Genomic DNA, 15,818 nt, shown 5'->3' with positions numbered 1-15,818 from the left:
TATTTCATGTTCAAACTCTTGACTATTAACGATAAAAAACATGAAATTTATTCATCTTTTATTAAACGCGCGCAAAACCAAAATAAATATAGTGCGTCGAGTTATGAACATCTGGTTATGTTTCTGATACAATGCCGAGCTTGTCTAATAGAGTAAATTTATACGTCTTATGTCAATGCAGCAATCGTACGCAAATATTCTGACTGCCGTCGGTGAAGATCTTAATCGTCCCGGCCTTAAAGATACGCCTGTGCGTGCGGCTAAAGCTTTTTCATATTTAACTTCTGGCTATAGTAAAACTTTAGAAGAAGTCACCAATAATGCTGTTTTTCCATCAGATAACCATGAAATGGTATTGGTGAAGAATATTGAATTCTATTCGCTTTGCGAACATCATCTCCTCCCATTCTATGGCCGTGTTCATGTTGCCTATTTACCAGAAGGCAAAGTTCTTGGCTTATCTAAATTTGCGCGTATTACCGAGATGTTTGCTCGTCGTTTGCAAATTCAAGAAAATTTAACTCAGCAAATCGCTGAAGCTGTAGCTGAAGTGACTGGCGCACGTGGTGTGGCTGTCGTTATCGATTCAGCACATATGTGTATGATGATGCGTGGTGTAGGTAAACAGGAATCTACAACTCGTACAGTTTCATTTGTCGGAGATTTTAAAACTGACAAAGATGCACGCCGTGAATTTTTAAGTGCAGTACCAGAAAGTTACTAATCTGGTTGCTACTGCCAAAAAGCCCGACTCAGTTGGGCTTTTTTTATACCTATATACAGCTTTTATTCTATAAAACATAACAATCAAATTATGTGATTTTTGTTATAAAAGTACGCATCTTTAATTTTAAATGATGTATGAGTTAATAATGCGATTTAACAAAATTTCCTGCTTACTTTTGCCGCCTCTTTTTATTTTTAATACCTCAATTTATGCGGGCAATACACCAAAAGAACAAGAAATTAAAAAACTGGTTGATCAAAACTTTAAACCATTATTAGAAAAATATGATGTGCCCGGTATGGCCGTGGGTGTCATCCAAAATAATAAAAAATATGAAATGTATTATGGTCTACAATCCGTTCAAGATAAAAAAGCCGTAAATGGCAATACCATTTTTGAACTAGGTTCTGTTAGTAAATTATTTACTGCTACAGCTGGCGGATATGCCAAAACAAAAGGAACAATTTCTTTTGATGACACACCCGGAAAATATTGGAAAGAATTAAAAAATACACCGATTGATCAGGTCAACTTACTTCAACTTGCGACGTATACGAGTGGCAACCTTGGCTTACAATTTCCAGATGAAGTACAAACAGACCAACAAGTTTTAACTTTTTTCAAAGACTGGAAACCTAAAAACCAAATTGGTGAATATCGACAATATTCAAACCCAAGTATTGGCCTATTTGGAAAAGTTGTAGGCTTATCGATGAACCAGCCTTTTAGTCAGGTTTTAGAAAAGACAATTTTTCCGTCTCTTCACTTAAAACATAGCTATGTAAATGTGCCTAAAACTCAAATGCAAAACTATGCATTTGGCTATAACCAAGAAAATCAGCCAATTCGAGTTAACCCCGGCCCGCTAGATGCACCTGCGTACGGCGTTAAATCGACCTTACCGGATATGCTGAGTTTCGTTAATGCCAATCTAAATCCACAAAAATATCCGGCAGATATTCAACGCGCAATTAATGAAACACATAAAGGTTTCTACCAAGTAGGCACGATGTATCAAGCATTAGGTTGGGAAGAGTTCTCTTATCCAGCACCGTTACAGACTTTATTAGACAGTAATTCAGAACAAATCGTGATGAAGCCTAATAAAGTGACTGCTATTTCAAAAGAACCTTCAGTCAAGATTTACCACAAAACTGGTTCAACTAACGGCTTTGGAACATATGTTGTCTTTATTCCTAAAGAAAATATTGGTTTAGTCATGTTAACCAATAAACGTATTCCCAATGAAGAACGTATTAAAGCAGCGTATGCAGTGTTGAATGCAATAAAGAAATAAACTTTTGCTAAAACAAAAAAGGGAGAAATGATTTCATTCATTTTTCCCTTTTTTTATTCGTAATGCTATTTAAAAGAACCAAACATATCCTAGACTTGATTTCATCCAGTCTCGATGATTTTGTTGTTCATAATCCCAGTTTAATCGAACGGTATTATTACTATTAATCACATATTGCCACTGAGTATTGACTCTCAAATTCCACTGGTTTTGGTCTTGCCAATATGGCAATTCAATTTGCACCACAGAGTTGAAGTGTTCAAACCATTGGTTCATACAGCCTAAAGTTGGGCCCATTCCTACACGCCATCCTTTATCTAGATTTGAACCTGCTTGTAGGTAGGTTTGTAGTTGCCCATAGCAAATATGTTTGCGCTCATAGTCGGCAAAGCTATATCCAACCTGAGCGTTAAAATTCGCTACACCATGCTGTTTTTCTTCACTAAAAGTACCATCATGAATCGCTTCCTGACGCCAACCCAAATTAAATCCCCAACTCAGCGGTGTTTTAAAAGGTTGAATCGGGTTATAAGAATTTACTTCTAGCAGATCAAGACTTTCTAACTTTAAATGATCATCTCGCCACTGTGCATTACCATTTAAAAAGAGTAATTGAGTGCCTGCGCGGTATCCTCCTTGAGGATCTATCAAGTCATGATAGGCTTGGCGATGACCAAGTTCGATAAACTTGTCTCCTTGAACCTCGCCTGCTTTGACTGAAATATTACGGGCATTGTGACCTTGAGTTGGCTCTTTTGCTGGTCTTTTAGGTTCTTGACGCTGTTTGTCTAAATCAATCTGACTTCTTAGCGCTAAAAGTTGACGCAACTGAGGCTGAGCAACGCTTTCTTCTATTTTACGGCTGGTAAATTGAAGATATAAATCATCATAAGCCATCTCTAAAATTTTAGCCTGATCTTGCTCACTAAATGATTTTAAAATTTGAGAAGACTGCTGAGTGGGCATCATCGCAATTTGATGAGCCACCTTCGCTAAAGAAGCCCCATGCTGATGAGCTTGGGCCAATAGCTGAGTTTCTAAAGCAGGCCGATATACAGGAGCTTTGGTTAACCCTTGCTGCTGCATCGATTTAATGGTTTCCATCGGGATGGAAGCATGAGTGAATTTTTCTTGCAGGTGAGACTCAGGTTTTACTAAATCAACCAACCCTAACAATCGATAGGCGCAGTTATCGCTCACAAAGTAATAAGGAAAGCTCACATGTTGCATTTCCCAAATATGGCTTACTAAAAACCGTGTTTCTTCAGGTGTTAAATTTAGCTCATACTCCCATAAGTCACGGCTTTCAAAATCGCCGTACTCTTTTACTTTACGGTAATAAGGCATCAGTGAATATTCACCCGGATATTGCCCTGTTAAACCTTTCCATGCATATGACCAATTGTCGTTTCCTGCCACAGTTGCTGCATAATTTACAGCATAGGAAACTAAATTTAATTGTTGCTGATCTTTGGGGTCTAAACGCAATAAAGTATGACCAAACATTGAGCTAGGGTTGCCCATAAAATCTGTCGCATAAATTAGTGTCGCTTTATGAGGCTTAATCTGCCCAATCCAATTTTCAAATTCTGAACATTTAACTTGAGGCAATTCATTTTCTTGAATGCCTATTTTTTGTATGAGCCATTGACTGCGTGCCGGAAATTTACAGCGAATCGACTGATTATCTGGAGCAGGCATAAATAATGCCGAGATGTCAGCTTTCAGTTCTTCTTTTAAATTATTTTTGCCATTTTCCGACATAAAATAGCCAGAATAAGTGACATCACTTTTATGGTCTTTATTGGCATACATGAGCCTTTGCCATGTAATGTCTTGATCTAAGTTTTTCTGTTCTGCAATTGACCAATATTTTTGAATAGATGGATTTATATCTGCTGAATACGCAATATTAACTGCCAAAGAGGCAAAAACTAAAACAACTGACTTCATTAAGCTCATCAATTTTTATCATTAAATATAAGAAAAACCCTGCCATACGACAGGGTTTTCAGTTTCAAACTTATACGTAAGCTTTTAAAACGTCATCTTTAGCCATTACAGTTTGCAGTGATGCTAAAACTTGAAGGGTATTTTGGTTATTTGCTGAATAGATTTCACCAAAGTTTGCTTTTGAAACTTTAAAGAAACGGTCTTTATCTTGAGGTTTAATTTGCATTAACTCAGCAAGTACGTTCAGGCTTTCACCTTGGCCTACTGCCATATCACGTGCTAAAGCTTCTGCATTTTCATTTGTGAATGTTACAACTTGTGCTGTTACTGTTCCGCCTTGACGGCAGCCTAAAGTACCGAAAGTGATCCCTAGTAATTGGTTAGTAAAAATACCGTTTGTTGTTGCAGCAAGAATTTTAGGCGCTACTCCTTTTTTGCCAGCCCATATTTGTGTACCTGCACCACAGCCCACATCATTGTCAGCCATTGCAACACTTGAACCAGCTGCTAATAAAGCAGCTAAAGCTATTTTTTTTAACATAGATGTAAATCTCCAAAAATCATTATTGATTGTTTCTTATGTGTTGTATTGTTATGTGTAATTTTTATTACACGATATTAAAGATAGCGAGAAGGTTGTGATTTAGCAATTAAAAAATAAACAATATGATGAAAAGTGCTAAAGAAAAATTATCTTAAATTCCAGTTACCTTGGTTATCCCTGTTGCCTAATATTTTAAGCACAAGTACTAGACTTAAAATTAATAATAAATACCACGATCCTAGCTTGCCCCAACCGACCATATGCCAAGCATCGACCTGACTTGGATAGAGCCAGATTTTATAAAATGTACTAATATTTTCAGCAATCCAGATCAGAAATGCGAGTGTAAACAACACTGGTAACATCGGAATTTTAAATTTATGTTCGTTTAATTGAAAATAAAGTTTTGTTTTCCAAAAAATAAAAATACTAATCGCAAATAAAATATAACGAATATCGGGTACAAAAAATTTACTCATAAAATTTATATATGAGAAAAATGCCAGTAACAGCATCGTTCCAAAACTTGGAAGCTTTTCAAAAGATACCTTAAACAGTCGTATAGAGCGTGCGAAGAAACTACCTACAGCCGAATACATGAAACCTGCAAATAAAGGTACCGTTAAAATTTTAAATACAGCGGGCTGTGGATATTGCCACGATGCAATCGCAGGATGCGTTAGGAATATTTCCATGACCATTGCCATGACATGAAATAAAGCAATCACTTTGGCTTCTTGCCATGACTCAAGCTTTAAATACAATAAGCAAACTTGAATAATCAGTGCATAAATTAGTAAGTAATCATAACGATAGAACCCCATATATTCATGGCTTCCCATCGGTGCTGTTAAAGCAAAAGCAATTAAAAGCAAAATACCAAACAAGGCTGCCGAAACAGCCTTGCCGATAAATTGAAACGGTAAAGTTAGATATTGCACAAAAACTATCCTAGATATTTAGCACTATACTCATGCACTGTATCTACAAAGATTTTTGGTTGTGCAGGGTCTACCCACTGAGTAATCCCATGGCCTAAGTTAGCAATGTAACCCGTCTTTTCACCATTTGCGTATGCATCATCCAACATGGCTTTTACTGCTTTTTCAATTGAAGCAGCCGAACCATATAAAACAGCCGGATCAAGATTTCCTTGTAAAGCGACACGTCCAGCCACCGTAGTTCGAGCTGTATCTAATCGCGTAGTCCAATCTAAACCTAATGCATCTGCACCTGTGCTAATCATTGGTTCCAACCATTGGCCACCACCTTTAGTGAACACAATGATAGGAATACGTCGACCGTCTTTTTCACGTTGCAAACCAGCAATGATTTTATTCATGTAGTTTAAAGAAAATTCGACATATTCACGATGTGCCAATGCCCCGCCCCAGCTATCAAAGATCTGGATCGCCTGAGCACCTGCATCAATTTGAGCATTTAAATAGTCAATTACAGAGTCTGCTAAATGATCAAGCAAAGCATGCAAAACTTCAGGTTGAGCGTACATCATCTGCTTGGTATAACGGAATTCTTTACTTGAACCGCCTTCAACCATGTAAGTTGCTAGCGTCCAAGGGCTACCAGAAAAACCAATCAGTGGAACTTGACCACCTAAAGCAGCGCGAATCGTGCTTACCGCATTCATTACATAATCAAGATCTGATTTTGCATTTAACTTTGGCAAATTCGCCACATCTTGTTCAGTACGTACGGTCTTTTGAAACTTAGGACCTTCTCCAGTTTCAAAATAAAGCCCTAAACCCAGTGCATCTGGAATAGTTAAAATATCTGAAAATAAAATTGCTGCATCTAAGTCGTAGCGACGCAAAGGTTGTAAAGTCACTTCACAGGCAAAATCTGTATTTTTACATAAAGATAGGAAATCACCCGCTTTTGAACGTGTTTCACGATATTCAGGCAAATAACGCCCTGCTTGACGCATCATCCACACTGGTGTGGTATCTACAGGTTCGCGTAACAAAGCACGGAGGAAACGATCATTTTTCAAAGTCGTCATTACCAATCTCTATCTTCTTTATGTGGCAGCATCATATCAAAAACAGAGACATTTTTATAATTTCAATTTCACACAAAAAACTTGTCAATCTACTAAAAAATGCATATTTACACAAAAGTCTACTGCAAGGCGTGGGGTTTTCTGCAATACTTGCAACACGTTACATTGGGGTCATTGAATATTCTTTTAATCACTAAATTGCCAATCTTGGGCTCATAAAAATGAGTTATTGGTAATTTTATGCACTTTGAGATTAGATCAATTCCCCTATTGCTTATATGAAAATTCTTAAGGTTGAATTACATGTTTGTTCGCTCATTACTCGCTATGAGTTTAAGTTGTATTATTGCTAATGTTGCTTTTGCTGCTTCAACAACTGAGCAACCCCTGAACCCTAAAAAGGTATCAGCTCCTGTGGAAGATCCGATTGATCCTTTAGCAGTAGATGCAGCTTCAACTGTAAAAGCTCAAGCTTCGACACAAATTACCGCTCAAGAACAAAATGACTTAAATCGAGCGTCAACAACATTACAAAATTTGCAAAAAACTGAAGACCCAAATGCTGAATCAGGCATCGCGGCGTCTACTCCAGCTGTTGCTAAAAGCACTGCTGCGTCTACGGCTCCTGCGACAACTGCTGCATCATGGACTTTAGATAGCTTAAACTCGGCAGAATGGTCTGAAAATATTGGTAAAGGCCAACTTCCAGTTTATGCGCGTGCCCATGTGATGCTCAATAATGCACATGCATCACCAGGTGCAATTGACGGCATGAGCGGTAAAAATACATTAAAAGCAATTTCTTCATTCCAACAAATGAATGGTTTATCAGCTACTGGTGACCTGACCAAAGAAACTTGGGATGCATTGGTTGCGAAACAAAACAAGCCAGCATTTATTGAATACACAATTTCTGATGCTGACTTAAAAGGTCCATATGCTGAGTCGATTCCTTCTGACTACGCATTACAAGCTAAAATGAAAGGTTTGTACTACACACGTGTGACCGAAATGTTGGGTGAGAAGTTTCATATTGATGAAGGTTTCTTGAAGAAATTAAACCCAACTGCGACATTCAAAAAAGTGGGTGAAAAAATCATTGTTCCAAACGTGCGCAATGATTTACCAGAAGATATTCATTTGATTATTGCCCATAAAGGTGCAAAACAATTGTATCTCTTCAATAGCCGGAACCAAATGATTGCCTCATTTCCTGCAACAATTGGCAGTACTGATACGCCTTCTCCGGCCGGTACTTACAAGGTAGTTGGTGTGGCACGTAACCCTTGGTACAGCTATTCACCTTCGAACTTCGTACAAGGTAAAAACTTAAAACCTCTTTCTTTACCACCTGGCCCGAATGCTCCAGTAGGTAATATCTGGATTGGTTTAAGTAAAAAATCTTTTGGTATTCACGGAACTCCAAATCCATCTTTAATTTCTAAAACTGCATCACACGGTTGTATCCGTTTAACAAACTGGGATGCCAATGATTTAGGAAATAAAGTACGTTCTGGCGTAACTGTTAAATTCCTTGAGTAATTAATATATTCTTTAAAAAAACCTGCCTTCATGGCAGGTTTTTTTATTCCTAAAAATATTGATCAATAAAAAACTTTACAACCATATCAATTATGCAACGACATGTTGCAGTTAGCCTATTTTTCTGGCTTCTATAGAACGTTAATATATTTCTCAAGAGATAAATAAAAAATTTGGGAGATTAGATCATGAATGCTTATCTACATCGTGGTGAAGATCGAGGTCATGTAAAAGCGGGTTGGTTAGAGTCTTATCATAGCTTTTCATTTGGTAGTTGGTATAACCCTAAATATATGGGTGTCAGTGCACTACGTGTGATTAATGACGATAGAATTGATGCGCATAATGGTTTCGGCACGCACTCGCATGACAACATGGAAATCTTAACCTGTGTGCTCGATGGTGCAATTTCACACCGCGACACGATGGGAAATGAAGGCCAGATTAAAGCAGGTGAATGGCAGTTAATGAGCGCTGGCACAGGTGTTGCCCACAGTGAAATCAACAACACTGATACGCCTGTACATTTATTACAAATCTGGATTATTCCAAACGTAAGAGATGCAGAGCCAAATTACCAGCAAATTAATCTTGACCCACGTAATGATCCAAACAAATGGCATTTAATTGCAGGGCCAGATGCAAATGCACCGATGCATATTCGCCAAAATACAGAAATAAAGTCGGCTGTATTGGAAAAAGGACGTGAATTAAACGTTGAGCCAGTTAAAAAAGTGAACTATGTTCACGTGATTTCAGGTGTCATCCGTATTGGCGATCAAGAAGTCAAAGCAGGCGATGCTTTCGTATTTGAAGGTAAAGCGACGATTCAGGCAACTGAAGATAGTCAATTTATCTGGTTCGACTTACCTTAAATCATTAAAAGCCCTTTGCATAAAAGGGCTTTTTTAATCTCCACTGCCCCCACTATCACAACTACCTGAATCTGAAGATGATAAACAATCATTTGAATAACTAGAGCTATGATGATGACTAGGACTATTATCGTGAAAATGATGTGTTGAAGAAAATGAATGATCGTGTTCACCAGATGACGAATTGTTTTTTAGATTTTTGAGTAGAGCAATTAAGCAGATCAGTCCAATACTAGAAAAAATTGCAATAAATATAATAATAAATAACTTCAAATAACGACCTCCTTGATCAATCTAAACACACATTAAAATAAACTATTTTAAGTTTCCTTCACATACAAATAGGCACTCGCTCTTGATATACCTAAATGTTGTGCAACAGTCTCTACAGCCTTTTTAATGTCTAATAAACCATTATTCTTTAACTCGTGTATTAATTGTTTTCGCTCATTGAGTTTTAACATACGCGGTGTAGTCGCATGTTTTGAGGCAAATTGATCGATATATCTTCGAATTGCTTCAGACCCATTCGGTTCCAAATTTTCAATAATGTTGTCAGTTTCAATTTTAGTAAACTGGTCTAAAGCGCTTTGCATGCCCCTAAATAGGGTTAAATCAATATTCATACATAAGGCGGCCACATATTCGCCCTCTTCATCTTTAATACCAATAGAAGTACTTTTTGCAGGGCGGCCATCTGCAAACTGGTTTGCATAGTTTGAAATAAGATTGGGAAATTCTGGAGACATAATTCTTGCCAGCCCTAACTCTGTTGCTGGATCTCCAATTTTTCGACCAGATAAATTATTGTGTATTGAGAGTATGGCATGTTCAGGATTTGCTAAGTCATGGACAACAACTTCACAAAAGGGAAATAGCGTTTCACTTAATCCTTTCGCGATTGTATCTAGTTGAGTGAGTAAATGTTTATCACGATTTCCCAATGTATTTCCTCCAAATGACTTACTTACTATTTCAAACCCTAGGGTGAAGTATGCAATAGTAATTTAGACTTTTTATCTAATTTTAAACTTAATGTAAATCAAAATCTTATATCTCATTGTTATAACATCAGAAAATAAAATTAGACATTTTATCTAAATGTATATATTTTATCTAAACAAGGTCAATATATTGTGAATTGCTTGAGCAATACGAAATCTTGCATCCGAAAACATTGAATAGAATTAGGTTTAATTATGAAAAATTTAACCCTTCCAACTTATGAAGATGTCGCAGCCGCTGCTGAGCGTATTAAAGGTTTTGCAAATAAAACCCCTGTTTTAACTTCACGTACTGTTAACAATGAATTTGAAGCAGAAGTATTCTTTAAATGTGAGAATTTTCAGCGTGTTGGTGCTTTCAAATTTCGTGGTGCAATGAATGCGCTTGCACAGTTCGATGAGGCTCAAAAAAAAGCTGGTGTGGTTGCTTTCTCTTCGGGAAATCATGCTCAAGCGATTGCACTGTCAGCAAAAATCCTTGGTATTCCTGCAACAATCATCATGCCCAAAGATGCTCCTGCTGCAAAAATGGCAGCGACGCGAGAATACGGCGGCAATATTGTTGAATTTGATCGTTATACAGAAGATCGAGAACAAATTGGAAAAGAGATTGCCGAAAAAAATGGTCTAACTTTAATTCCATCTTATGATCATCCGCATGTGATTGCAGGTCAAGGAACGGCTGCAAAAGAGCTATTTGAAGAAGTTGGTGAGTTGGATTACCTCTTTGTATGTTTAGGTGGAGGAGGTTTATTGGCAGGCTCTGCCTTATCTGCTCGTCAACTCTCTCCGAACTGTAAAATATATGGTGTTGAACCTGCCCTAGGGAATGATGGGCAAATGTCCTTTAGAAAAGGAGAAATTGTTCATATTGATACGCCCCAAACGATTGCCGACGGTGCTCAAACTCAATATTTAGGCAAACTAACTTTTCCTATTATTCAAAAGAATGTAGATGACATTTTGACTGTAACAGACGAAGAACTCGTGACTTCTATGAAGTTCTTTGCTGAAAGAATGAAGATGGTTATTGAACCGACAGGATGCCTTGGATTTGCGGCTGCACGCAATTTGAAACATGAATTAAAAGGCAAACGTATAGGCATCATTATTAGTGGTGGGAATGTCGATATTTCTAAATATGTAGAGTTTCTAGCAGCTAAATAAAAGTCGATGCCTATCTGTGATTTCTTTTAAAGCATCATAGATAGGCATTAAATATGCGCTGACCTCTCGACCTGTTCGCGTCTTAATTTAAATAAACTTTTGGAGATGGTGATGAGATTTATTTCTGAGTCTGAATCTTCTGCTCTCATCAATCATGAACTCGCTTATGATGCAATTTACGAAGCTTTAATTGCTGCAACTCAACCAGACACTAAAAGTTTTCCTGTCGTTCATGGTCAAGCATCTGATAGCAAAAATACCTTTAGTGTTAAGTCATCGGCGACTCAGCACTTAGCTGGTCTTAAAGTTGGTTCTTTTTGGGAAGATAACCCTAAAAATGGTTTACCACGCCATAACGCGCTCATTTTATTATTTAATCAAGCCAATGGAAAAATGGCAGCAGCCATCGAAGCAGGCAAAGTCAATGCATTTCGTACAGCCGCTTCTAATGCAATTGCGACCAATATATTGGCAAGAAAAGATTCAAAGGTATTGGCTATATTTGGTACAGGAAATCAGGCTAAATATGAATGTGAGGCGCTAGCGAGAATTAGAAATTTCGAACAGATTTTGATAGTAGGGCGTGACTCAAGTAAAGCTGAACAAATGGCAGAAGACCTCAAACCATTAGGTATTCAGCTTCACATTACAGGTGCAAAAGAAGCCTGTGAACAAGCGGATATTATTGTGACAGCAACGTCCTCCCACACTCCTCTTTTCAAAGCAGAATGGGTTAAAGCTGGTACTCATATTTCATCTATGGGTTCAGATAAACAAGGCAAACAAGAACTTCCGCCAGAGTTATTTTCACATAGTAATTTATTTTGCGATCTTAATGTCCAGTCTAAACTTATTGGTGAATTTCAACATGCGCCTGAGTCTGCAACCTTAATCAATATCGGTGATGTGCTTTTAGCAAATGCCCAAGGAAGACAGTCTCAGGAACAAATCACAATTTATGACAGTTCAGGCCTGTCCATACAAGATTTATATATCGCCCAGAAAATTTTAGAAATTTCTTAATCTTTACATTTAACTGCATCATTCAGGTTGATGCAGTTAAGTTAAAACGTGTTTCTTTTATACCTCTTTACCGAATTCATTTTAAAAACAAGAATTAATCTTCAGTAAAAATTTTGGCAAAAGACGTTCTATATTGTTCAGCCTTAACGTCATAATTTTGAAAACCCGAATCAAATATCCACCTTTCAATTTCAGACTTTTTGACTAAATTTTGCAAATAAAGTTGTGTATGTCGGTCTAATTCTTCTTTTAAGCTTCTTAGCATGAGTTCATTTAAACCAGCGGGAGGATTAAGACCCGTATCTAAAATACTAGGCGCAAATGCCACACTTTTAAGTTCCAATTGATGCGCTGTTTTCACAGCAGTTTTTATCGCAGTCCCTATTTTCTCTACGTTAAAATCTTCTGGCGCACCCATTCCTATCAATAAAACTTTAGAAGCTTGTATGGTTGAAGGAGTTTGATTTATTAAAAGAGCATCATTCAGTTTTGCGCTGAACCAGTTATTTTTCCGTATTTCATTTAGTCTTCCATTTAGAGCTTCATCTAAATGTGCTAAACCGCCCGAAAAAGAACGGTTATTCATTTCATGTTCAAAGATACAAGCACAAGAAAGATCAACCTCGGCCGAAGCACAGTCCCAAGTCACGAGTTCGATGTCTAAATTTTGGTAACTTCCAATTTTAGTTTGCTTTAAATCTGTGCTCATATTTTTCTCTTCTCGTTTTACCATGCATATTTAAGCTCAAGTCCTAAATAGTTTGCGTCTTTACCACCCGCTCTCTTAATGATATCTCCGACTTCAAAGTGCACTCCTTCAGCAGCAACAGACAAATTAGAATTTATTTTCTGATCTGCTCTCAGTTGAATATATGCCCCTGTCCAACTTGAGCCTTGGCCTGCTGTGTTCGCCATGCTGTTATTGCCTTGGAAATAAACTGCATCATTGGTAGTTTCACGCCACTGAAAACCTAAGGCACTTAACAGGGTAAGTTTATCGGAAGGCTTGAGTGTCAGAGATGGTTTTATGTGAATAATATTGCTGTAGCCACTGTAACCCGCCAAAGTAAAATATGAGCCGTTTGCAAAGAGCTGGTTAAAGGTATTGAGCTCATTATCGTTGGCGTTTTTATCGCCTGTGGCAATATCAAACTGGACGCCTAAACGTGGTGACCAAGCTTTGTCAGCAAACGTGTATCCTGTAATGCTACTGAGTCCCCATGCTTGAATAGATTGTCCGCCAATCCTTCCATGTTGCAGCATGCCTTCAACATCCCAATCGATATTATTCTTTTTACCCATATGACGAGCATCATATAAGTCTCGAATCTCATTCCCCTTAACACTTGTAAAAGATGCGTTATCCCGTTCATAACGTGAGTAATAACCAGACAACTCACCTCCCCACACATTTTGTTTATCTACGCGAAAGCCACTAAAACTTAAATTACGTTTCGAGTGGTCATTAAAAGTTGAATCTTTTTCAATTTGAACAGGTCTGGTGAGATAGCCTAAAACTCTCCAGTCGCCATATTCATAATTCGACCAAATGCCATCAAAGGCTTGCCTAACGTTTGGGCCTTCACGATTTGAAATAAAGCGCTGTAAGTCAAAAGCCATCTCTTGGCGACCTACTCTAAATTTAAAAGTTCCATTGTTTAATGGACTCACCCAAGCAATAAAAGCTTGTTCAACATCGAGTCTATTCTGATCGGTACTGCTAATATTCTTTTTATCAAACGCTCGTGCATCACTGAACTGAGTAAATAATTGTAAGTGATCACCAATACGAGCATCTGCATGAACTTGTAATCTTTGAATTAAATAACGATCGGCTTGATTATTTCCGCTTCCAAATCTCGCATTATTATTGACTTCAAAACGCTCACGAATATTTGCACCCAATGACAAATAATTATTATTGCCAAAGGGTATATATTTGAAATCATCACCTATTTTCTTTGGTACACACGGATTTTTTAAAACATCCCAATTTTCTTGCCAACGATTGGTTAAGATTTTTGGGCGAGTTGGACATGCATTTGTATTTGCAGCCTCATTTTCTGCATGAGCAAATTCATAAAAAACTAAACTCCCCGTAAGCAAGACGCTCATTTTTATAATTTTAAGATAATTTTTTGAGCACTTAATTCGATATTTTCTATCATTAGAAATAGGCTGAGCCATATGGTTATCCACGGTAATAAATAGGTCATTGCAGAGGCTTCGTCTTTTACACTCACACTGCCCTTAGGCCATATGAGTGTCAGTTTCTATCTATCATTAAGACAATAAATTACTTTGTAGCAGCATGAATTTCGGCAATATAACCACCCGGGAACTGCACCATTGCGGCTTCACGACCTTCCGATTTATAGGCATTTACGAGTACAGATACACCCGCTTTTGTCGCTTTATCTAAAGTCTCAGATAAATTTTTGACTTCATAACCCGTCATATCGTGTCCATATGGATATGGAAGATGACCATCAGTAACCAACACCGTCATTTTGCCGAAATCAGATTCAACGCGAATACGTCTATAGGTTTCATTTGGGCGTCCAATCTCTACACCAGCCGCTTTTGGATTATCTGAAACCACTTTGCCATGCGAGAAATTAACGAACTTTTTAACAAAAGAATCGGCACTTTGTTTTGAAACATAAATACGATTTTCTGGAACGGTTTCTAGTTTGTTATAGCTCGGTTTAGTCGTGTGCCAATAAAGCTGCATATTTACACCACCCGGCCATTGAATGACTGCATCACGCCCGATTGGGTCAGGAAATGCATCAACAATCACATCTGCCCCATTTGCTTTGGCAGACTGGACGGCTGTATCCATATCTTTGACTAAATAGCCCGTTCTTTCTAAACCAAACGGATGTGGAATTGGAGTTTTAAAACCAAATACAGACAGTGTTCCTACTGGAGTCAATACAAGCTGGGAAATGGTTTGGCTTGGTGTTGGCGTCACCTGAAAAACACCCTGTTTAGATTTGGTCCCGCCAAAAGTCGCGACTAAGCTGTCGGTAAATTTATCGAAGTCTTCGGGGTTAACATACACATGCGTTGTATCGTATTGAGGAGCTACACCGGGCGCTTCACTTTTTACACTGGTTGTTGTTTTGGCAAAAACTTGAGGAACAATGGCAACATTTGTGCCCACTAGCATTGTGCTTAAAAGCAAGGCTGATAATGATTTACGCATAAAAGACTCCGTAAGAATTAAGTGCTACAACTTATTGTGACTTTGTTTGTTGATTAGAAAGAATGGTGACCATCACTAGGGCAGCGATGAGACCAAGGTGTTCAAAGAAACTATTAAACGTGCTAAAAAATACTGGGCCTGTATGATTCCAAAAATCGTTTGCAACCAGCATTGCTATTGCGGTTAAACAGCCTAAAGCCCCAGCCCCTAGCCAGACAAAACGATTAAAAATAACCAAGAGCGAACCCACAATTTCAATAAAAATCGCTGTAGATGCCCAGAGCCAAGCAGGCTGTAAACCAAAACTTGCCTGCTCCTCAATCGCTGCATGAAATCCGATGAATTTATTCATTCCACCGACTAAATAGGCTGAAACTAATGCAAGTCGAAGAAGTGGGAGCAATCCATGAATTGATAAGATCTTTTTTATCCACACAGGATTATTATTAATTAAG

The 15,818-nt window shown here is 37.9% G+C and carries 16 protein-coding genes; 6 read left to right on the top strand and 10 right to left on the bottom strand.

From position 1 onward, the window contains the following. Positions 1–175 precede the first annotated feature (175 nt). Both folE and blaADC read left to right on the top strand, forming a co-directional pair. Positions 176–724: a GTP cyclohydrolase I FolE gene (folE, locus tag NL42_RS14370; protein ID WP_461313254.1), complete on the top strand. Its 549-nt coding sequence runs from the start codon at positions 176–178 to the stop codon at positions 722–724. A 148-nt stretch (positions 725–872) separates the two neighbouring features. Then, a complete protein-coding gene (gene blaADC / locus NL42_RS14365) occupies positions 873–2,024 on the top strand; it encodes an ADC family extended-spectrum class C beta-lactamase (RefSeq protein WP_461313253.1) in 1,152 nt (383 codons plus the stop codon). A 69-nt stretch (positions 2,025–2,093) separates the two neighbouring features. Here blaADC and NL42_RS14360 read toward each other — a convergent pair whose 3' ends face one another. The 4 genes from NL42_RS14360 to hemE all read right to left on the bottom strand — a co-directional run bounded on the left by NL42_RS14360 (position 2,094) and on the right by hemE (position 6,541). Continuing rightward, positions 2,094–3,977: an Lnb N-terminal periplasmic domain-containing protein gene (locus tag NL42_RS14360; protein ID WP_461313252.1), complete on the bottom strand. Its 1,884-nt coding sequence runs from the start codon at positions 3,975–3,977 to the stop codon at positions 2,094–2,096. A gap of 70 nt (positions 3,978–4,047) precedes the next feature. Continuing rightward, entirely contained in the window at positions 4,048–4,518 is a 471-nt protein-coding gene (locus tag NL42_RS14355; protein ID WP_005046013.1) for a DUF3015 family protein, read from the bottom strand. A 149-nt stretch (positions 4,519–4,667) separates the two neighbouring features. Next, positions 4,668–5,462 (bottom strand): DUF817 family protein, encoded by a 795-nt coding sequence (locus NL42_RS14350; protein ID WP_461313251.1) that lies wholly within the window; start codon positions 5,460–5,462, stop codon positions 4,668–4,670. A gap of 5 nt (positions 5,463–5,467) precedes the next feature. Then, on the bottom strand, positions 5,468–6,541 hold the full coding sequence (gene hemE / locus NL42_RS14345; RefSeq protein WP_461313250.1) for a uroporphyrinogen decarboxylase: 1,074 nt from the start codon (positions 6,539–6,541) through the stop codon (positions 5,468–5,470). Between the two features lie 303 nt (positions 6,542–6,844). On the opposite strand from hemE, the gene NL42_RS14340 reads away from it, so the two are divergent. Continuing rightward, entirely contained in the window at positions 6,845–8,083 is a 1,239-nt protein-coding gene (locus NL42_RS14340) for a L,D-transpeptidase family protein (protein WP_461313249.1), read from the top strand. A gap of 188 nt (positions 8,084–8,271) precedes the next feature. After that, positions 8,272–8,958 (top strand): pirin family protein, encoded by a 687-nt coding sequence (locus tag NL42_RS14335; RefSeq protein WP_461313248.1) that lies wholly within the window; start codon positions 8,272–8,274, stop codon positions 8,956–8,958. 33 nt (positions 8,959–8,991) lie between these two features. Here NL42_RS14335 and NL42_RS14330 read toward each other — a convergent pair whose 3' ends face one another. After that, positions 8,992–9,231, bottom strand: a complete 240-nt coding sequence (locus NL42_RS14330) for a hypothetical protein (protein WP_461313247.1) — start codon at positions 9,229–9,231, stop codon at positions 8,992–8,994. A gap of 47 nt (positions 9,232–9,278) precedes the next feature. Next, positions 9,279–9,902, bottom strand: a complete 624-nt coding sequence (locus NL42_RS14325; protein WP_461313246.1) for a helix-turn-helix transcriptional regulator — start codon at positions 9,900–9,902, stop codon at positions 9,279–9,281. Between the two features lie 255 nt (positions 9,903–10,157). Here NL42_RS14325 and NL42_RS14320 point away from each other — a divergent pair, with 255 nt between their 5' ends. Both NL42_RS14320 and NL42_RS14315 read left to right on the top strand, forming a co-directional pair. Continuing rightward, a complete protein-coding gene (locus tag NL42_RS14320) occupies positions 10,158–11,129 on the top strand; it encodes a threo-3-hydroxy-L-aspartate ammonia-lyase (protein WP_461313245.1) in 972 nt (323 codons plus the stop codon). Positions 11,130–11,240: 111 nt separating this feature from the next. Continuing rightward, entirely contained in the window at positions 11,241–12,152 is a 912-nt protein-coding gene (locus tag NL42_RS14315) for an ornithine cyclodeaminase family protein (protein WP_461313244.1), read from the top strand. A gap of 94 nt (positions 12,153–12,246) precedes the next feature. On the opposite strand, the gene NL42_RS14310 is transcribed toward NL42_RS14315, so the two are convergent. The 4 genes from NL42_RS14310 to NL42_RS14295 all read right to left on the bottom strand — a co-directional run. Further along, entirely contained in the window at positions 12,247–12,861 is a 615-nt protein-coding gene (locus NL42_RS14310; RefSeq protein WP_461313243.1) for a M17 family peptidase N-terminal domain-containing protein, read from the bottom strand. A 17-nt stretch (positions 12,862–12,878) separates the two neighbouring features. Beyond that, complete coding sequence (locus NL42_RS14305) at positions 12,879–14,339, bottom strand: alginate export family protein (protein ID WP_461313242.1); 1,461 nt, start codon at positions 14,337–14,339, stop codon at positions 12,879–12,881. A 109-nt stretch (positions 14,340–14,448) separates the two neighbouring features. Further along, on the bottom strand, positions 14,449–15,363 hold the full coding sequence (locus tag NL42_RS14300) for a glyoxalase (RefSeq protein WP_461313241.1): 915 nt from the start codon (positions 15,361–15,363) through the stop codon (positions 14,449–14,451). A gap of 31 nt (positions 15,364–15,394) precedes the next feature. Beyond that, on the bottom strand, positions 15,395–15,818 hold a 424-nt coding region (locus NL42_RS14295), incomplete at its 5' end, for a DoxX family protein (RefSeq protein ID WP_461313240.1).

The organism is Acinetobacter sp. GN11, assembly GCF_054823985.1.
The sequence above is the reverse complement of the archived record's forward strand: the minus strand, read 5'-3'. Positions and strand labels throughout refer to the sequence as shown.

Coding starts and splice junctions, on each gene's coding strand:
- NL42_RS14335 (WP_461313248.1), top strand. CDS start 8,272: ATGAATGCTTATCTACATCGTGGTGAAGATCGAGGTCATGTAAAAGCG.
- NL42_RS14310 (WP_461313243.1), bottom strand. CDS start 12,861: ATGAGCACAGATTTAAAGCAAACTAAAATTGGAAGTTACCAAAATTTA.
- blaADC (WP_461313253.1), top strand. CDS start 873: ATGCGATTTAACAAAATTTCCTGCTTACTTTTGCCGCCTCTTTTTATT.
- NL42_RS14340 (WP_461313249.1), top strand. CDS start 6,845: ATGTTTGTTCGCTCATTACTCGCTATGAGTTTAAGTTGTATTATTGCT.
- NL42_RS14320 (WP_461313245.1), top strand. CDS start 10,158: ATGAAAAATTTAACCCTTCCAACTTATGAAGATGTCGCAGCCGCTGCT.
- NL42_RS14355 (WP_005046013.1), bottom strand. CDS start 4,518: ATGTTAAAAAAAATAGCTTTAGCTGCTTTATTAGCAGCTGGTTCAAGT.
- hemE (WP_461313250.1), bottom strand. CDS start 6,541: ATGACGACTTTGAAAAATGATCGTTTCCTCCGTGCTTTGTTACGCGAA.
- folE (WP_461313254.1), top strand. CDS start 176: ATGCAGCAATCGTACGCAAATATTCTGACTGCCGTCGGTGAAGATCTT.
- NL42_RS14360 (WP_461313252.1), bottom strand. CDS start 3,977: ATGAAGTCAGTTGTTTTAGTTTTTGCCTCTTTGGCAGTTAATATTGCG.
- NL42_RS14300 (WP_461313241.1), bottom strand. CDS start 15,363: ATGCGTAAATCATTATCAGCCTTGCTTTTAAGCACAATGCTAGTGGGC.
- NL42_RS14315 (WP_461313244.1), top strand. CDS start 11,241: ATGAGATTTATTTCTGAGTCTGAATCTTCTGCTCTCATCAATCATGAA.
- NL42_RS14305 (WP_461313242.1), bottom strand. CDS start 14,339: ATGGCTCAGCCTATTTCTAATGATAGAAAATATCGAATTAAGTGCTCA.